The organism is Mesorhizobium sp. M8A.F.Ca.ET.218.01.1.1, assembly GCF_004791165.1.
GTDB lineage: Bacteria > Pseudomonadota > Alphaproteobacteria > Rhizobiales > Rhizobiaceae > Mesorhizobium.
The window spans coordinates 218,912-235,133 of the sequence record NZ_SRUZ01000001.1; the positions used below are offsets into that span (position 1 = coordinate 218,912).

Genomic DNA, 16,222 nt, shown 5'->3' on the forward strand with positions numbered 1-16,222 from the left:
CAAATTGGCGCGCAGACATCATACAGAACCCTCCGGAGTGACCAATGACTGATTTTTACAACCTCGTTCCCTCGGCGCCTGAAGGTCGCTTCGACGGCATTGAACGCCCTTATTCGCCGGAGGACGTGAAGCGGCTGCGCGGTTCGGTGCAGATCAGGCAGAGCCTTGCCGAAATGGGGGCCAACCGGCTGTGGAAACTCATCCACGAGGACGACTTCGTCAACGCATTGGGCGCCATGTCCGGCAACCAGGCGATGCAGCAGGTGCGCGCCGGACTGAAGGCGATCTATCTGTCGGGCTGGCAGGTTGCCGCCGACGCGAACACCGCCTCGGCAATGTATCCCGACCAGTCGCTCTATCCGGCCAATGCGGCGCCCGAACTGGTCAAGCGCATCAACCGCACGCTGCAGCGCGCCGACCAGATCGAGACCTCCGAGGGCAAGGGGCTTTCTGTCGAGACCTGGTTCGCACCGATCGTTGCCGACGCCGAAGCCGGCTTCGGCGGTCCGCTCAATGCCTTCGAGATCATGAAGGCATTCATCGAGGCGGGCGCCGCCGGCGTCCACTATGAGGACCAACTGGCATCGGAGAAAAAGTGCGGCCATCTCGGTGGCAAGGTGCTGATCCCGACCGCAGCGCACATCCGCAACCTCAACGCGGCGCGGCTCGCGGCCGACGTGATGGGCACACCCACACTGGTCGTGGCACGCACCGACGCGGAGGCGGCAAAGCTGCTCACCTCCGATATCGATGAGCGCGACCAGCCCTTCGTCGACTATGATGCCGGCCGCACGGTGGAAGGCTTCTACCAGGTCAGGAACGGCATCGAGCCTTGCATCGCACGGGCCATTGCCTACGCGCCCCACGCCGACCTGATCTGGTGCGAGACCTCGAAGCCCGACCTGGCGCAGGCCAAGAAATTCGCCGAGGGTGTGCGCAGGCACCATCCGGGCAAGCTGCTCGCCTATAATTGCTCGCCGTCGTTCAACTGGAAGAAGAATCTCGACGACGCCACGATCGCCAAGTTCCAGCGGGAACTGGGCGCCATGGGCTACAAGTTCCAGTTCATCACGCTGGCCGGCTTCCACCAGCTCAACTACGGCATGTTCGAACTCGCCCGCGGCTACAAGGCGCGGCAGATGGCGGCCTATTCCGAGTTGCAGGAAGCGGAATTCGCCGCGGAAGCCAATGGCTATACCGCGACCAAGCACCAGCGGGAGGTCGGCACCGGCTATTTCGACGCCGTCTCGATGGCGATCACCGGGGGCCGGTCATCGACCACCGCCATGCATGAATCGACCGAGCACGCGCAGTTCAAGCCGGCAGCGGAGTGAGTTCGCAAAAAGACGACCAACAGAGGAACGCCCGAGAGGGCAAGGACATAGGAGAAGACCAATGGCATCGATAAGCCGTGTCAAGGAACGGGCGGAAGAGCAATCGACCACGATGAGCGTCGACCAGCAGGCGACGATCCGCATGCTGGCTAACGATCTGCACAGGCTGAACCAGTCGGTGATGAAGGCCGTCGAGGCGGGCGTCTCGGTGGAGCTCGTGCGCTCTGCAAGGCACCATGGCGGCGACGGCAATTGGGGCGATCTGCTGATCCCGGTGATCGTCACGCAGCAGAGCCACAGCTGATCGGAAATGGTCCAGGCGACCCTTCACCTGCGCAATGTATGCGCAGGTGAATTTTATTTTTACGTAACCAAGCCATGGACAGAGCAGTACAGTACTGTTGCTTGAATCCACTGTTGTGGAGAGTGCCATCCGGTTCTTTTATTTCAACTTGACATAGGGTCCGATCTCACGCCAATTGTCGCCCAGATTCAACTCTGCATTGAAATAGGGGCGAACTCCTTGGCCGACTTGGGTGCCCCGTGAAACGAGACGGCGAGACCGCAAAACATGTGAATCTGGTGACCCGGGATTCAAGTACCGAGACGATCCACGATCTCTCCCGGGTGCTTGTCGTCGGGAAGTCGCCGATCAACCGGGTCGTGGTATCGAAGATCGTCGAGCGATCCGGGCTCAGACCAATCTCGGAACCGCCTGATATCGCGGCGAAAACCTTGCGAACGCTGGTGCCGGGAGCGATTGTGCTCGACGGCGGCCCCGACAACAAGGATTGCGACAACCTGATGCCCGGCATCGAAAAATTGCGCCGGGCCTCGGGCAAATCGCTTCCTCCCGTGATCCTGCTTTCAACCAAGAACGGCACGCCGGAGAGCCTTGGCCTGGCGAATATCATCGATGCGGTGGTGGCCAAGCCGATCACGCCCGAACGGCTGCAACCGGTGATCGATCGTCTGATCAGCCGCTGAGGCAATTGCGGGAAAGTCGTGCAGCGGTTTTTCCCTCCGGAATTATGCAAAAAGCAAATAATCGAAGTCGCGATCAGCCCGGCTTCGCGATGCTTTCTATCAGTTCCGGCAATTGGCCGAGATCCGATATCTGGCGGAAACGCGGCTCGGCAACTGGCGCCTCGACGTGTTCGAGCACCCAGGTCAGTTCGTGTGGCACATGGACACCCCAGCCTCCGGCCTCGATGGCGGGCACCACGTCCGACTTCAGCGAATTGCCGACCATCATGCTCCTTGCAGGACCATCGCCATGGCGGTTGAAAAGGCGCGCATAAGTCGCGGCGGTCTTGTCGCTGACGATCTCGACGGCGTCGAACAGGTCGCCCAGACCGGAGCCGACCAGCTTGCGCTCCTGATCAAACAGATCGCCCTTGGTGATCAGGACGAGGCGGAAGGTGCCGGCGAGTTTCTCGACCGTCTCGCGTGCATGCGGCAACGGCTCGATCGGATGGCGCAGCATCTCGCGGCCGGCGTCCAGAATCTCCGCTATGACCGAAGCCGGTACGCGCCCGTCGGTGACCTCGATCGCCGTTTCGATCATCGAGAGCGTAAATCCCTTGATCCCGAAACCATAGATCGCAAGGTTGCGCCTCTCGGCCTCCAACAGCCGCGCCGATATCTGCTTTTCCTCGCCATGATCGGCCAGCATGGCGGCAAAGCGCTTTTCTGTCGTGCGGAAGAATTGTTCGTTCTGCCAAAGCGTGTCGTCGGCATCAAAGCCGATCGTGGTCAGTTCGCTGCTGGTTCGCATCGCCGGCTTCTCGATTGCGGGAAGGGGCCAAACCTAAGCCGACCGGCAGGCGGTTTTCAACCTGCACCGGCAATTGCCGGCGGCGGCTCCCCTTCCCTTCCATCACGCGGCACGGCTATACTCCGAAATCCGCAACCCAATCTGGTGAATGATGCCGCCTGCAAAAAAGGAAGTCCGTCCGTCGAGCCGCGGAGGACGGGCGCGCACGCCTGCCTTTGTGAAAAACCTGCGTGGTGTGAAGAACTGGAAGGAAGTCAGCGATTGGCTGGAATGGCGCGGCATCGAGGATATCGAATGCATCACGCCTGATCAGGCCGGCGTGGCGCGCGGCAAGATGATGCCGTCGAAGAAATTCACCTCCAACACCTCACTGGCGCTGCCCTCGGCCGTCTTCATGACGACGATTTCCGGCGGCTATCCAGAGGACGGCAACGGCTTCCACTATCCGGAAGACGACGGCGACCTCAAGCTGATGCCGGACCTGTCGACGCTGACAGTGGTGCCATGGGAAGAAGACCCGACGGCGGCCGTCATCTGCGACCTCGTCCACCAGGATGGCCGTTCGGTCGAGTTCACGCCGCGCAATGTGCTGAAGCGCGTCATTGCCGCCTACGACAGACTTGGGTTGAAGCCGGTCGTCGCGCCCGAGATCGAGTTCTACCTCGTGCGCAAGAATCCAGACCCGGACTATCCGTTGACCCCGCCCGTCGGCCGCTCCGGGCGCGCGATCGGCGGCGGCGCCGGCTATTCGATCGCCGGCGTCAACGAGTTCGACGAACTGATCGACGACATCTACCATTTCTCCGAAAGCCAGGGGCTGGAGATCGACACGCTCATCCACGAAGAGGGCGCCGGCCAGCTCGAGATCAATCTGCGCCATGGCGACCCGGTCGAACTTGCCGACCAGGTGTTCATGTTCAAGCGCACCATCCGTGAGGCGGCTCTCAAGCACGAGATCTACGCGACCTTCATGGCCAAGCCGATCCAGGGCCAACCGGGCTCGGCCATGCATATCCACCAGTCGATCATCGACAAGAAGACGGGCAGGAACATCTTTTCGGCCGAGGATGGTTCCGAAACCGAGGATTTTTTCCATTTCATCGGCGGCATGCAGAAGCACGTGCCGAACGCGTTGGTGATGTTCGCGCCCTACGTCAATTCCTACCGGCGGCTGACGCAGGCGGCATCGGCTCCCGTAAACAACAAATGGGGCTACGACAACCGCACCACGGCGTTCCGCGTGCCGCGTTCGGACCCCGCGGCGCGGCGCGTCGAGAACCGCATTCCGTCCTCCGACGCCAATCCCTACCTGGCACTTGCAGCCTCGCTCGCCTGCGGGCTGATCGGCATCACCAGGAAGATCAAGGCCGAGCCACCGGTGCTGACGACCGCCAACGCCGACGAGATCGACCTGCCGCGCAGCCTGCTCGAAGCGGTCGACCTGTTCGAAGGCGACGAGGAACTCTGCGCGTTGCTGGGCAAGTCCTTCGCCGCCACCTATGCGGCGATCAAACGTGCGGAATTCGAAACGTTCATGGAAGTGATCAGTCCGTGGGAGAGGGAGTATTTGTTGCTCAACGTCTGACCAGTCATGAACTATCAATCCCCAATTTCTCCTGGCCGCTCCTGGTATGAGGACACGGCCGGCCCACGGCCTGAATATCCGGTGCTCGATGGCGACCGGACCTGCGATGTCGTCATCATCGGTGGCGGCTTTACCGGCCTGTCGGCAGCGATTCATTTGGCCAAGGCCGGAGCGGACGTGGTGCTGATCGAGGCGCATCGCTTCGGCGACGGCGCTTCCGGGCGCAATGGCGGCCAGCTCGGCACCGGCCAACGCGCCTGGGCGGAGGATCTCGAGGCCGAATATGGCCTTTCCCGCGCCAAGGCGCTGTTCGATCTTGCCGAAGAGGCCAAAGCCCACCTGCTCGAATTCGCCGCCATCAACCAGATCGATATCGACTACATACCGGGTCAGCTTTCGGTTGCGCACAAGCCGCGCTATGTCGACGACTACAAGGCGCATGCCGAAATCATGGCCGGCCGTTTCTCCTACCCGCACATCTCATTCATGGATGCGAAGGAGACCGCGGAGCGGCTGGGTTCGAGCGCCTATTTCGGCGGCACGCGCGACACCGGCACCGGCCATATCCATCCGATGAAACTGGTGATCGGCACGGCGCGGGTAGCGGCACAAGCCGGCGCGCACCTGTTCGAAGCGACGCCATCAACCGGCATCATCTCCGCCGGCGGCAAGGTCAGGGTTTCCACGCCCAGAGGTACGGTGACGGCGGAGAAATGCCTGATCGCGGTCAATGCCTATGGCGGAACGCTCGAGCCGGTGAGTGCCGCGCACATCATGCCGATAGGATCCTTCATCGGCGCGACCGTGCCGCTGGGGTCGGAGTCGAAAGTGCTGCCAGGGGGCGAATCGGTCGACGATTCCCGTTTCGTCGTGCGCTATTTCCGCAAATCCCGGGATGGCCGGCTGCTGTTCGGCGGACGCGAGGTCTATGGCGTCAACGATCCAAAGGATATCCACATCCATATTCGCCGTCAGATCGCAGAGCTCTATCCGGCGCTGAGCGATGTCGAGATCACCCATGGCTGGGGCGGTTATGTCGGCATCACGGTGCCGAGAAAGCCGTTCGTGCGCGAAGTGATGCCGAATGTGATCTCGGCCGGCGGCTATTCGGGTCACGGCGTGATGCTGTCCAACTTCTTCGGCAAACTCTATGCCGAAACCGTCACAGGTAACCGCGACCGGCTGAAGCTGATCGAGGACCTGAAAATTCCGCCCTTTCCTGGCGGCCGCCGGTTCCGAGCGCCGCTGCTTTTCCTGGCGCTCAACTGGTTCGCGCTGCGCGACAGGATTTAATGCGTCGCGCAAAAGTGCCCTCGCCCAGGACGAACGACGAGCATCAAAACAGATCTAAAGTGCGTTGTTATAAGTCCGGTTCGAGGCGACGTGCTTCAGGCAGGGATCGGATCGCCGTCATCTGATGCGATCACGATCTCATGTAATATTGTAATATCCATGTAACATTTGTTGCCCGGGCGACACATTGCGGAATTGCCGGCGAAGGCGCAGAATCCTCGGTAATGGCGTACTGATGCCACAATCGCGGACGAAAGGTCCGCATCTGGGCGATTGTTCGGGGATTGTTGCGGGCCTGCCCGCGTTTTGGGACCGATGCTGATCGAACGCATGATTTGCGAGATTTGATCGAAAGAACACCGGCCCGCTTATGGAGGTGGCAAGAGTGAGAGAGCCCTTCAGTTTCGGTGCTCCGGAACGTCGGCGCTTTGCCATGCAGTTCGGCTATGACATGCGCCCGTCATTCTGGCAGGGTGTCCGTTCGAACTCGCACCTGGTCATTGCCGCGGTCGGCACCGCCGCACTGCTTGGCGTTGCCGCGGTTGCACTCTGGCTGGCATTGCCGACCAGCGAGAGGCAAGCGGCCGCCAGCCCCGAGCAGAGCATTCCGGCCATTCCAGTGAAGACGACGAAAGTTTCCCCTTCGGGGACTACGGTCACCGCAGCTGCCGTGACACCGCAGGCGGAGCGCAAGTCCAGCCAGGTGTCACCGATCATGGCAGCGGCGGCGGGCAACATACAAGCGCTTGCGGCCAATGATCCCCGCTGGACCGGGGCACAGCCAAAGGCTGCCGCCGCGGCAGCTGATCCCGATCAAGCGGCTGCCCCCAGCCAGATAGCCAAGCAGCCCGAGCCGTTGCCTGACAAAACAGCGGCATTCGCCCAATCGTCTACCGATACCGATGCCACCGACGAGCTTGCCAAGGTCGCAGCGCCGAACCCGCCTGCGACAAGCAGCAATCCCGATGGCGCGCAGACCGCCGGCATTCCGGAGACGCAGCCGCAAGTACCGGAACAAAAACCTGCAAATGCACAAGGCGAAGATAACGCAGCCAAGGCGAAGCCGCGCAAGGTGGCTGCGGCGGGCAGCGGCCGTATTCTCAGGACTGTCACCATGCGCAGTGCTCCGAAGAAGGGCGCAGCCTCCATGGGCACGGTGCCTGCCCGGACTTCAGTGCAACTGATGGGCTGCAAGCAGTGGTGCGAGATCGTCTACAACGGCAAGCACGGCTGGGTGTACAAGAGCTACGTCAAGCCCGACGCGTAATATCCGACGATCGCCGCATTCAGATGCAGCGCCCGCCATCGACTTCCAGCGCCACGCCGGTGATGAAGGCGGCCTCGTCCGAGGCCAGCCATAGAGCCGCATTGGCGATATCGAGCGGGGTCGACAGCCGGCCGAGCGGAATCGAGGCGCGGAATGTCTCGCGGATTTCGGGCGTATCGGCGCCCATGAATTTCTCCAGCATGCCGGTCTCGCCGGCGACCGGGCAGAGGCAGTTGACGCGGATATTTTTGGGCGCGAGTTCCACTGCCATCGATTTGGTGGCGGTGATCGCCCAGCCCTTCGAGGCATTGTACCAGGTGAGGCCAGGCCGTGGCCGCAGGCCCGCGGTGGACGCCGTGGTCAGGATGACGCCGCCGCCCTGCCGCTCCATGATCGGTATGACGGCAAGGGCGGCGTGATAGATCGCCTTCATGTTGACTGAGGTGATCAGGTCGAAGGTTTCCTCGTCGACCTTGAGCATATCGCCGTTGCGATGGGTGAACCCGGCATTGTTGACCATGATGTCGATGCGGCCGAAGGCGCTTTTGGCCGCATAGACCATCTCGTCGAACTCGGAGCGCAACGAAACATCGGTCTGCGTCCAGATCGCCGCCGCGCCGATCTCGCCAGCGACACGTTCCGCCCCCTTGGCGTTGAGATCGGCAACGACGACCCTGGCGCCCTCTTGCGCAAAGCGCTTGGCCATGCCTTCGCCGAAGCCGGATGCCGCACCGGTGATAATGGCGACCTTGTTTTCCAGACGCATGCGTCTACCGCTCCTTGGGTTCATCGCGCAGCCTGCACGAAAGAGCTGACAGCCCGGCCGGTGCCGCGACGGGATACAGCCCGATTTCTCCCTTAGCTTTCGTCACATTCACGTTCTATGCTGCAACTGCGAAAGCTTCCGGAGTCTTCGTTCACGACAAGCCTCCCGGCGGCGCCAGTGTCAAGCGCACAGGTGGATCCAATCAATATCCAGCGATTGGTCCTCGATGTGACACCATGGCACTGGAAAATTTAAATCGATTAGAATATATCAGCCGCGTACTCGCGACCGGCGTCAAAGCGGACAGACAATGACCAGCCAGATCATCCCCGTCGACCCTTTCGACTTCATTATCTTCGGTGGTACCGGCGACCTGTCGGAGCGCAAGCTGCTGCCGTCGCTCTACTACCGCCAGCGCGACCATCAGTTCTCGGAGCCGACGCGCATCATCGGCACGTCGCGCTCGAAGATGAGCGACGAGGAGTTCCGGGCCTTCGCCAAGCAGGCCATTTCGGACCACGTCAAGCCGGCCGATATCGATGCCAAGGAGTTGAAGACCTTCCTGGCACGGCTTTCCTACGTCCCGGCCGATGCGACGAGCGGCGCCGGCTTCGACAAGCTGAAAAAGGCGATCGGCGAAAGCGATCACATCCGCGCCTTCTACCTGGCCGTGGCGCCGGCGCTGTTCGGCGATATCTCGCACAAGCTCAAAGAGCACAATCTGATCACGCCGAATTCGCGCATCGTGCTGGAGAAGCCGATCGGCCGCGACCTCGCCTCGGCGCGGGCGCTCAACGACCTGGTCGGCGACGACTTCCACGAAAGCCAGATCTTCCGCATCGACCACTATCTCGGCAAGGAGACGGTGCAGAACCTGATGGCGCTGCGCTTTGCCAATGCGCTCTACGAGCCGCTGTGGAATTCCGCCCATATCGACCACGTGCAGATCACCGTCGCCGAGACCGTCGGCCTGGAAGATCGCGTCACCTATTATGACAAGGCCGGTGCGCTGCGCGACATGGTGCAGAACCACATGCTGCAGCTGCTTTGCCTCGTCGCCATGGAGGCGCCGTCGTCGATGGACGCCGACGCCGTGCGCGACGAGAAGCTGAAGGTGTTGCGGGCGCTGAAGCGCATCAACGGCAACGAGGCGCCCAAGCACACCGTGCGTGGTCAGTATCGTGCCGGTGCGTCGGCCGGCGGACCGGTGAAAGGTTATGTCGAGGAGCTCGGCAAGGACAGCAACACCGAGACCTTCGTCGCCATCAAGGCCGAGATCGGGACCTGGCGCTGGGCCGGCGTTCCCTTCTATCTCAGGACCGGAAAGCGGCTGGCGACCCGGGTTTCGGAAATTGTCATCGAGTTCAAGCCGATCCCGCATTCGATCTTCGGCGACAGCGGCGCAGGACCGATCTTCGCCAACCAGTTGGTCATCCGGCTGCAGCCGGACGAAGGCGTCAAGCAGTTCATCATGATCAAGGATCCAGGCCCGGGCGGCATGCGGCTGCGCCAGATCTCGCTCGACATGAGCTTCGCGCAGTCTTTCGACGGTCGCGCGCCGGACGCCTATGAGCGGCTGATCATGGATGTCATCCGTGGCAACCAGACCCTGTTCATGCGTCGCGACGAGGTGGAAGCCGCCTGGAAGTGGATCGACCCGATCCAGAATGCCTGGGAAGGCGCCAAGCAGGAAGCACAGGGCTATACGGCAGGCACATGGGGGCCGTCAGCCTCGATAGCGCTGATCGAACGTGACGGGCGGACATGGCACGAGAGCAATTGAACAGCGCCGGCTACGACTGGAATGCCTTTCCCGACCGTCCGCAACTGGCCTCGGCGCTGGCTGCAAAGGTGGCCGATCGCCTAACGAGGGCGATCGACCGGCGCGGCACGGCGGTGCTCGCTGTCTCCGGCGGCACGACGCCGGCAAAGTTCTTTGCCGCGCTCTCCACGGCGCCGATCGCCTGGGACAAGGTGATCGTGACGCTGGTCGACGAACGCTTCGTGCCGGCCTCCTCGCCGCGATCCAATGCCGGACTGGTTGCCGCAAACCTGCTGCAGAACGCGGCCAGGGCGGCCCGTTTCGTTCCGCTCTACCACGAGGCATCAGGCATCGAGGATGCCGCGGCTTCCGATGATGCGGCATTGCGATCCCTGCCCTGGCCGCTCGATGTCGTGGTGCTAGGCATGGGACCGGACGGCCACACCGCCTCGTTCTTTCCCGACGCCGACGATCTGCCGAAGCTGCTCGACCCGGCGTCCGACAGGATGATCCTGCCGGTCCATGCCAAAAGCGCTGGTGAGCCGCGGCTGACCCTGACGCTCGCCCGCATCATCGATGCGGGTTTCCTCGCCTTGCACATAGAGGGCGAGGAGAAGCGCATCGCCTTCGACAACGCTGTCGCACCCGGACCGCGCAAGCCGATCCGCGCCGTGCTCGACGCATCGCCCAGGCCCGTGGAGGTTTTCTGGGCGCCCTGACTTCAAGTTTACAAGTGGTCCCGGCAACGGCGGGAGGATGTTTCCGGGACCTCGCCTGAAAGGACCTGATGCCATGACCGCAAGACGCGACATCGAAGCCATCACCGAGCGGATTCGCCAGCGCTCCAAACCGGGCCGCGAGCGCTACCTCAGTCGTATCGCCGAAGCGTCGAACCAGACCGCCAACCGTTCGGTGCTGTCCTGCGGCAACCTTGCCCACGGCTTTGCGGTGTGCAGCCCCTCGGAAAAGCTGGCGCTGGGCGCCGACAAGGTGCCCAATCTCGGCATCATCACCTCCTACAACGACATGCTGTCGGCGCATCAGCCCTTCGAGGCCTTCCCGGCCTTGATCAAGGAGGCCGCGCGCGAGGCCGGTGGCATCGCCCAGGTCGCCGGCGGCGTGCCGGCGATGTGCGATGGCGTGACACAAGGCCAGCCGGGCATGGAGCTGTCGCTGTTCTCGCGCGACGTGATCGCCATGGCGGCCGCGATCGGCCTGTCGCACAACATGTTCGACGCCGCCGTCTATCTCGGCGTGTGTGACAAGATCGTGCCGGGACTGGTGATCGCCGCGCTCACCTTCGGCCATCTGCCGGCGGTTTTCATTCCGGCCGGCCCGATGACGACAGGCCTGCCCAACGATGAGAAGGCCAAGGTCCGCCAGCTCTATGCCGAGGGCAAGGCAGGACGGGCCGAACTGCTGGAAGCCGAGTCCAAATCGTACCATGGGCCGGGCACCTGCACCTTCTACGGCACGGCCAATTCCAACCAGATGCTGATGGAGATCATGGGCCTGCACACGCCGGGTGCGTCCTTCGTCAATCCAGGCACGCCGTTGCGCGATGCCTTGACCCGCGAGGCGACGAAGCGGGCGCTGGCGATCACCGCGCTTGGCAATGCCTATACGCCTGTCGGGCGGATGATCGACGAACGCTCGTTCGTCAACGGCGTCGTCGGCCTGCACGCCACCGGCGGGTCCACCAACCACACCATCCACCTGATCGCCATGGCGGCGGCCGCCGGCATCGCGCTGACCTGGCAGGATATTTCCGATCTTTCGGAGGCAGTGCCGCTGCTGGCACGGGTCTATCCGAACGGGCTGGCCGACGTGAACCATTTCCATGCCGCGGGCGGGCTCGGCTTCCTGATCCGCGAGCTGCTCGACGAAGGCGTTCTGCACGAGGATGTGCAGACGGTGTGGGGCGAAGGCCTGCGGCCATATGCGGTCGAGGCAAAGCTCGGCGCCGACGGCAGCGTGGTGCGCGAGGCGTCACCGCGTGCCAGCGGCGACGAAAAGGTGCTGGCGCCGTTCAACAAGGCGTTCCAGCCGACCGGCGGCTTGAAAGTGCTGTCGGGCAATCTCGGCCACGCGGTCATCAAGACTTCGGCCGTCAAGCCGGAGCGACGTCTCATCGAGGCGCCGGCCAAGGTGTTCGACAGCCAGCAGGGACTGAACGACGCCTTCAAGGCCGGCACGCTCACCGGTGATTTCATCGCCGTCATCCGCTTCCAGGGGCCGAAGGCCAACGGCATGCCGGAACTGCACAAGCTGACCACCGTGCTCGGCATCCTGCAGGATCGCGGCCAGCGTGTCGCGCTGGTCACCGACGGGCGCATGTCGGGCGCTTCCGGCAAGGTGCCGGCGGCGATCCATGTGACGCCGGAAGCGGTCGAGGACGGGCCGATCGCGCGGATCCATGACGGCGACATCATCCGCCTCGACGCCGATGCCGGCACGCTGGAGGTGCTGGTGCCAGGGACCGAATTCGCGCTGCGCCGCACGGCCGAGGCCGACCTGATCGGCAATGAATTCGGTTTCGGCCGCGAGCTGTTCGCTGGTTTCCGCCAATTGGTGGGCCGCGCCGACCACGGCGCCAGCGCCTTCGGCACCGCCTGACGCGTTATGTGCGGCATGAAAAGGGCGGCTCATGGCCGCCCTTTTTTCGGGTCGAAATCGCAATCCTTATTGCACCGTCAGTTCAACCCGCTCTCCAGCCTTCACGGTCACGGTGCCTTCCTTCTTGCTGTTGTCCGGCTTCTCCGAGACCACCGCGTAATCGCCCGCCGCTATCGCGGCCTGATACTTCTCGTCATAGGCGTAGCCGATCGACTTGCGATTGCCATTGATGTCCTTCCTGGTCTCGAAAATCTCGATCTTGGAGGTGCCGGGCGCCGTGATTGCCAGCACGCCGGCATTCATGGCGACCTTGAGGTCCTGGAACTCGCCGACCTTGACGCTGAAAGGCTGTTCCATGACTGCGAGGTCAACCGTCGCGATCAACACATAGTCGTCGGGCGGCAAATCGAACTTGCTGTCGGGGCCATAGGCATACGTGACCTCGTCGCGGGTGCCATCGATCTTCTTCTTGGCCTTGAGCACCTTGAAGCCGACGCCTGAACCATCGGCCTTGTCGCCGCCGGCCGCATAATAGGCGTTGGCAACGACATGGCCGACGCCAACGATGATGTCCTTGTCTATCACCCGGCCGGCAGCGAGCGGGATCGTTTCGGTGACCGCGCCCTGTCCGATCGTGACGGTCACTTTCTGGTCGCCGGCCGGCAACACGGCTTTCGTGTCTCCATAATAGGTCGGGGGGTTGTCGGCCCCCGGATAGGCGATCACGACAGCCGCCCCGCTGGCCACATCGGCACCTTGGCTGGGACGCGGATGCAGGATGAGCGTGCCGGCATTCAAGGTGAACTGCGGCTTGTAGACCTGGCCTGCCTCGATCTTGATCTTCTGCTCCACCTTGGCCTCGCCGTCGCGCGCGACGATGACGTAGTCGCCGGGTTCCAGATTGGCTTTGTACTTGCCGTATTCGGTGGTGATGTTGTCGCCGCGCGTGCCGTCCGATTTGGCCTTGTAAACTTCCCAGGCATTGCCGTCAGTGACGGGATCGCCGCCCTCGGCCAGCACCACGGTCGGCATGAAATTGAACTCGGGCTTGGCCGGCTCCGGCGCTGGTGCCGGAGCGGGGGCCGGTGCCGGCTCGGGCGCCGGTGCCGGCGCTGCGACGGTCTCGACCAGCGCTTCCTGCAGCGCCTTCTCGTCGGAAGCCTGGATGTATTTGCCGCCGGTGCTGTCGGCGAGGCAGGCAATCTGCTTGCCTTCGTCGGCGGTCAGGCCGAAGCCGACGACGTCGGCGGTGAAATCGACGCCGGAGGCTTCGAGTTCCTTGCCAAGCGCACAGGGGTCGCCGCCGCAGGTTTCGAGCCCATCGGTGATGAGGACGACCGTCGCCTTGTCCTCGGTGTATTTCAGCGCTTCGGCCGCCTGCTTGACGGCTGCCGTCAGCGGCGTCTTGCCGAGGAATTTCATACTGTCGGCGGCTGCCGAGATGGCGCTTGCCGAGCCAGCCTGAGGCGGCACGATGAGCTGGATGTCGTCGCAGCTGCCCTTCTCGCGATGGCCATAGGCCATAAAGCCGATCTCGTCGTCTGCGGGAACCGATTGAAGCACGGTCCTCAGTGATTCACGGGCGATTTCCAGCTTGGGCTTGCCATCGATCTGCGCCCACATCGATCCCGACGCGTCGAGGATGATGATGACCTTGTTGGCGGCAAAGCCGAATGTCGTCATCGACAAAAGGAGGATCGCCGCAGCGACGCTCCGTGCAAGTCCCGCCATCGAAATCTCCTGAGTTAGCCCCCTCGTCGGCACGTGAAAGCTATTTGACGGGGCGTCGGGACACAAGCCCGCAGGCATGGCGCCGGCATGCCCGACCAGGCAAATCACTCAGTATGTCGTGCGGCGCTCTTCCGAGGGCGGGCGGCCAAATTGCAGCCGATAGCTCTGGGCAAAATAGGAATGCGAGGTGAAGCCGGTCGCGATCGCCACGTCGAGGATCGGCATGTTGGTCTGACGCAGCAATTCACGCGCCCGCTCCAGCCGCAGCCGCATATAGTAGCGCCCGGGCGTGACGTTGAGATGGCGCAGGAACAGCCGCTCCACCTGGCGCACCGAAAGGCCCGCCGACTTGGCAAGCTGTACCGCCGACAGCGGCTCGTCGAGATGGTCGGCCATCAGTTCGACGATGCGCCTGAGCTTCTCCGACTTGCCCGTCAGGTCACGCTCCGGGCCGACGCGCTGGCGGTCTCCGGCTGAGCGGATGCGCTCGTGCTGGAACTGGTTGGCGACGCCATTGGCGAGGTTGGAGCCGAAATCGCCACGCACGATCTCCAGCATCAGATCGATAGAGGTGGTGCCGCCGGCGCAGGTGTAGCGCTTGCGGTCGATCTCAAAGACATTGCCCGTGCAGTTGATATCGGGAAAGCGCTCGACAAAGCCGGCGCGGTTTTCCCAATGGATGGTGCAGCGATAGCCTTCGAGCTGGCCGGCCTCGGCCAGCAGGTAGGACCCGACCGACAAGGCGCCAAGCGCGTTGCCGCGCCGGCCCCAGCTGCGCAAGGCCGCCAGAACCTTGCTCTTGCCCGGAAATTCCGTCGTCAGGCCGACCGAAACGAAAAGAATGTCGACCGGCGGCAGGTCGGCGACGGCGTAGTCGATCTTGAGCGGCAGGCCGTTGGAGGCCATCACCGGGTCGCCATCGGCGGAGACCGTCGTCCAGCCGTAGAAATCGCGTCCAAGCAGGCGGTTCGCCGACCGGAACGTGTCGATCGCGGCCGCCAGCGAGAACATGGAAAACTTGTCGACCAGCAGGAAGGCGAACTGCCGGCCACCTTGAACGGGATCATTCGTGACCGGCCGTTCCGGGGAAATAGTGGGATTCGGCAAAGCTGCGGCTTTCAGGGTCAACCCGGGCTCAGAAGGAAGGCCGCTTCAATCCGGCCGCAAGGTAGGCCGAAGCTAACGTATTGGCCATCAGCATGGCAATGGTCATCGGACCGACACCGCCGGGCACCGGGGTGATCGCGCCCGCCGCCTTGGCCGCCTCGGCATAGGCGACATCTCCGACGAGACGCGACTTGCCCTCGCCCTTCTCGGGCGCGGGAATGCGGTTGATGCCGACATCGATGACGGTGGCGCCAGGCTTGACCCAATCACCCTTGATCATTTCCGGCCGGCCGACCGCAGCGACAAGGATGTCGGCCGTGCGGGCAAGCGCCGGCAGGTCCTTGGTGCGGCTGTGAGCGATGGTGACGGTGCAGTTGGCGGCAAGCAGCAGATTGGCCATCGGCTTGCCGACGATGTTGGAGCGGCCGACGACGACGGCGGTGAGGCCGGACAGGTCCTTGCCGCGCACGCGCTCGATCAGGAGCATCGAGCCGGCGGGCGTGCAGGGCACGAAGGCCGTGTCGAGTTCACCAGTGCCGAGCTTGCCGACATTGATGAAATGGAAGCCGTCGACATCCTTCTGCGGCGCGATGGCCTGGATGATCTTGCCGGCATCGACATGGGCGGGCAGCGGCAGCTGGACCAGGATGCCGTTGATGGCCGGGTCGGCGTTGAGTTCGGCGATGAGCTCGAGCAGTGCCGCCTCGGACGTCTCGGCCGGCAGCGTGTGCTGGAGCGAATGAAAACCGCATTCCTTGGCGGTGCGGGATTTGGAAGCGACATAGACCTGGCTGGCCGGATCCTCGCCGACGATGACCACGGCGAGACCCGGCTTGGCCTTGCCCTTGGCGACCAACTCGGCGGTCAGCGCCTTGACCGATCGCACCACGTCTTCGGCAACGCTCTTTCCGTCAATCATTTCGGCCATGGACCACCCTCAATATCGTTCCGCTCAACGCTGCCTTCGGAAAACACAATGCAGCG

At 63.0% G+C, this 16,222-nt stretch carries 14 protein-coding genes; 9 read left to right on the forward strand and 5 right to left on the reverse strand.

What is annotated here, in order from left to right:
* Positions 1–44 precede the first annotated feature (44 nt).
* The 3 genes from aceA to EN861_RS01100 all read left to right on the forward strand — a co-directional run bounded on the left by aceA (position 45) and on the right by EN861_RS01100 (position 2,321).
* Positions 45–1,334, forward strand: a complete 1,290-nt coding sequence (gene aceA / locus EN861_RS01090) for an isocitrate lyase (protein WP_127870858.1) — start codon at positions 45–47, stop codon at positions 1,332–1,334.
* Between the two features lie 61 nt (positions 1,335–1,395).
* Positions 1,396–1,638 carry a hypothetical protein gene (locus EN861_RS01095; protein WP_023766759.1) on the forward strand — a complete coding sequence of 81 codons (243 nt, stop codon included), beginning with the start codon at positions 1,396–1,398 and terminating at the stop codon, positions 1,636–1,638.
* Between the two features lie 278 nt (positions 1,639–1,916).
* Positions 1,917–2,321: a response regulator gene (locus EN861_RS01100; protein ID WP_245511976.1), complete on the forward strand. Its 405-nt coding sequence runs from the start codon at positions 1,917–1,919 to the stop codon at positions 2,319–2,321.
* A gap of 73 nt (positions 2,322–2,394) precedes the next feature.
* Here EN861_RS01100 and EN861_RS01105 read toward each other — a convergent pair whose 3' ends face one another.
* Complete coding sequence (locus EN861_RS01105; protein WP_127870856.1) at positions 2,395–3,111, reverse strand: HAD family hydrolase; 717 nt, start codon at positions 3,109–3,111, stop codon at positions 2,395–2,397.
* 148 nt (positions 3,112–3,259) lie between these two features.
* Here EN861_RS01105 and EN861_RS01110 point away from each other — a divergent pair, with 148 nt between their 5' ends.
* From EN861_RS01110 to EN861_RS01120, 3 genes are all read left to right on the forward strand, one after another.
* Positions 3,260–4,696: a glutamine synthetase family protein gene (locus EN861_RS01110; RefSeq protein ID WP_167531254.1), complete on the forward strand. Its 1,437-nt coding sequence runs from the start codon at positions 3,260–3,262 to the stop codon at positions 4,694–4,696.
* A gap of 6 nt (positions 4,697–4,702) precedes the next feature.
* Positions 4,703–5,989: an FAD-binding oxidoreductase gene (locus tag EN861_RS01115; protein ID WP_135861900.1), complete on the forward strand. Its 1,287-nt coding sequence runs from the start codon at positions 4,703–4,705 to the stop codon at positions 5,987–5,989.
* Positions 5,990–6,374: 385 nt separating this feature from the next.
* Entirely contained in the window at positions 6,375–7,256 is an 882-nt protein-coding gene (locus tag EN861_RS01120; RefSeq protein ID WP_135861903.1) for an SH3 domain-containing protein, read from the forward strand.
* 19 nt (positions 7,257–7,275) lie between these two features.
* Here the strand turns inward: EN861_RS01120 and EN861_RS01125 are convergent, their stop codons facing one another.
* On the reverse strand, positions 7,276–8,022 hold the full coding sequence (locus EN861_RS01125) for an SDR family oxidoreductase (protein ID WP_127870853.1): 747 nt from the start codon (positions 8,020–8,022) through the stop codon (positions 7,276–7,278).
* A 310-nt stretch (positions 8,023–8,332) separates the two neighbouring features.
* On the opposite strand from EN861_RS01125, the gene zwf reads away from it, so the two are divergent.
* From zwf to edd, 3 genes are all read left to right on the forward strand, one after another.
* Positions 8,333–9,805 (forward strand): glucose-6-phosphate dehydrogenase, encoded by a 1,473-nt coding sequence (zwf, locus tag EN861_RS01130; protein ID WP_127870852.1) that lies wholly within the window; start codon positions 8,333–8,335, stop codon positions 9,803–9,805.
* Positions 9,787–10,503, forward strand: coding sequence for a 6-phosphogluconolactonase (pgl, locus tag EN861_RS01135; RefSeq protein WP_127275891.1), 717 nt, complete (start codon positions 9,787–9,789; stop codon positions 10,501–10,503). Before zwf ends, pgl begins: the two co-directional genes overlap by 19 nt.
* Before the next feature lie 73 nt (positions 10,504–10,576).
* Positions 10,577–12,400 (forward strand): phosphogluconate dehydratase, encoded by a 1,824-nt coding sequence (gene edd / locus EN861_RS01140; protein ID WP_127275892.1) that lies wholly within the window; start codon positions 10,577–10,579, stop codon positions 12,398–12,400.
* A 66-nt stretch (positions 12,401–12,466) separates the two neighbouring features.
* Here edd and EN861_RS01145 read toward each other — a convergent pair whose 3' ends face one another.
* The 3 genes from EN861_RS01145 to folD all read right to left on the reverse strand — a co-directional run bounded on the left by EN861_RS01145 (position 12,467) and on the right by folD (position 16,166).
* Positions 12,467–14,131 (reverse strand): VWA domain-containing protein, encoded by a 1,665-nt coding sequence (locus EN861_RS01145; RefSeq protein WP_127870849.1) that lies wholly within the window; start codon positions 14,129–14,131, stop codon positions 12,467–12,469.
* Between the two features lie 108 nt (positions 14,132–14,239).
* Entirely contained in the window at positions 14,240–15,238 is a 999-nt protein-coding gene (locus tag EN861_RS01150; RefSeq protein ID WP_032922464.1) for a GlxA family transcriptional regulator, read from the reverse strand.
* A 28-nt stretch (positions 15,239–15,266) separates the two neighbouring features.
* On the reverse strand, positions 15,267–16,166 hold the full coding sequence (gene folD, locus EN861_RS01155; RefSeq protein ID WP_127275894.1) for a bifunctional methylenetetrahydrofolate dehydrogenase/methenyltetrahydrofolate cyclohydrolase FolD: 900 nt from the start codon (positions 16,164–16,166) through the stop codon (positions 15,267–15,269).
* Between the last annotated feature and the right edge of the window lie 56 nt (positions 16,167–16,222).